At 71.6% G+C, this 2,043-nt stretch carries 2 protein-coding genes; both read left to right on the forward strand.

Going from position 1 to position 2,043, the window contains the following annotated elements:
- The coding region (locus tag HND91_RS22370) for a sugar phosphate isomerase/epimerase family protein (protein WP_246329653.1) at window positions 1-1,054 on the forward strand (1,054 nt) is incomplete at its 5' end.
- Window positions 1,055-1,083: 29 nt separating this feature from the next.
- On the forward strand, window positions 1,084-2,043 hold a 960-nt coding region (locus HND91_RS22375; RefSeq protein WP_181708826.1), incomplete at its 3' end, for a Gfo/Idh/MocA family protein.

The following is a 2,043-nucleotide window of genomic DNA, read 5'->3' on the forward strand; positions in this document are numbered from 1 at the left end:
GACGATCAAGGGACCGGCCATCTTCCTGGCCCAGTTCGCCGGCGACAACCCGCCGTTCAACTCGCTCGACGCGATCTGCGGCTGGGCGGCCGGCCTCGGCTTCAAGGGCGTCCAGATCCCCACCTGGGACGGCCGCCTGTTCGACCTGAAGACCGCCTCCGAATCGAAGACCTATTGCGACGAGGTCGCCGGCGTGGCGGCGAGCCACGGCCTGGTGATCACGGAGCTTTCCACCCATCTGCAGGGCCAGCTGGTGGCGGTGCACCCGGCCTATGACGAGGCGTTCGACGGCTTCGCGGCGCCGGAGGTGCGGGGCAACCCGAAGGCCCGGCAGGCCTGGGCGGTGGACCAGGTGAAGCGCGCCGCCGTGGCGTCCCGCCACCTCGGCCTCAAGGCCCACGCCACCTTTTCCGGCGCCCTCGCCTGGCCCTACGTCTATCCGTGGCCGCAGCGCCCGGCGGGGCTCGTGGAGGCGGCCTTCGACGAGCTCGCGGCCCGCTGGCTGCCGATCCTCGATGTCTTCGCCGACAACGGCGTGGACGTCGCCTACGAGATCCACCCGGGCGAGGACCTGCACGACGGCGCCACCTTCGAGATGTTCCTGGAGCGCGTGGGCAACCACCCGCGGGCGAACATGCTTTACGACCCGTCGCATTACGTGCTGCAGGGCCTCGACTACGTGGCCAACATCGACATCTACCACGAGCGCATCAAGGCTTTCCACGTGAAGGACGCGGAGTTCAACCCGACCGGCCGGATCGGCGTCTACGGCGGCTACCAGCCCTGGGCCGACCGGGCCGGGCGCTTCCGCTCGCCGGGCGACGGGCAGGTGGACTTCGGCGCCATCTTCTCCAAGCTGACCCGCCACGGCTTCGAGGGCTGGGCGGTGCTGGAGTGGGAATGCACCCTGAAGCACCCGGAGGACGGCGCGCGCGAGGGTGCGGAGTTCATCCGCCGGCACATCATCCGGGTGACCGAGCGGGCGTTCGACGACTTCGCCGGCGCCGGCACGGACGACGCCGCCAACCGGCGCATGCTCGGCATCGACCGGTGACGGCCGCAACAGGAAGCAAGGAGGATCCGATGACCACCGACACGAGCCCGGCCGGACCGGGCGCCGCGGACACCGGCCCGATCCGGCTCGGCATGGTGGGCGGCGGCCAGGGCGCCTTCATCGGCGCCGTCCACCGGATCGCGGCGCGCCTCGACGGCGCGTTCCAGCTCGTCGCCGGGGCCCTGTCCAGCGACCCGGAGCGGGCGCGGCTGTCGGCGCTCGAGCTCGGCCTTCCGCCGGAGCGGGCCTACACGTCCTACGAGGGCATGGCCCGGGTGGAGAGCCGCCTGAAGGACGGCATCGAGGCGGTCGCGATCGTGACGCCGAACCACATGCACTTCCCGGTGGCGCGCACCTTTCTGGAAGCCGGCATCCACGTGATCTGCGACAAGCCGCTCACCGCCACCCTGGAGGACGCGGTGGCGCTGGCGGAGATCGCCAAGGGCTCCGGCAGGCTCTTCGTCCTCACCCACAACTACACCGGCTACCCCATGGTGCGGCAGGCCCGGGCCATGATCACGGACGGCCTGATCGGCCGCGTGCGCGTGGTGCAGGCGGAATACGCCCAAGGCTGGCTCGCCACCAAGGTGGAGGACGAGGGCTCCAAGCAGGCGGCCTGGCGGGTGGATCCGGCCCGGTCCGGCGCCGGCGGCTGCATCGGCGACATCGGCACCCACGCCTACAACCTCGCCGCCTTCGTCACCGGCCTGGAGCTGGAGGCCGTGTCGGCGGACCTGTCCACCTTCGTGGAGGGGCGGCGGCTCGACGACAACGTGAACATCCTCACCCGCTGGTCGGGCGGGGCGCGCGGCATGCTGTGGGCGAGCCAGGTGGCGATCGGCAACGAGAACGGCCTTCGGCTGCGGGTCTATGGCGAGACCGGCGGCCTGGAATGGCACCAGGAGGAGCCGAACCATCTCTGGTACACGCCGCTCGGCGAGGGCAAGCGGCTGATCACCCGGGGCGGCCCGGGCGCGGGCCCGGCGGCC

The sequence above is a fragment of the Chthonobacter rhizosphaerae genome, from assembly GCF_013839525.1.
Lineage (GTDB): Bacteria > Pseudomonadota > Alphaproteobacteria > Rhizobiales > Pleomorphomonadaceae > Chthonobacter > Chthonobacter rhizosphaerae.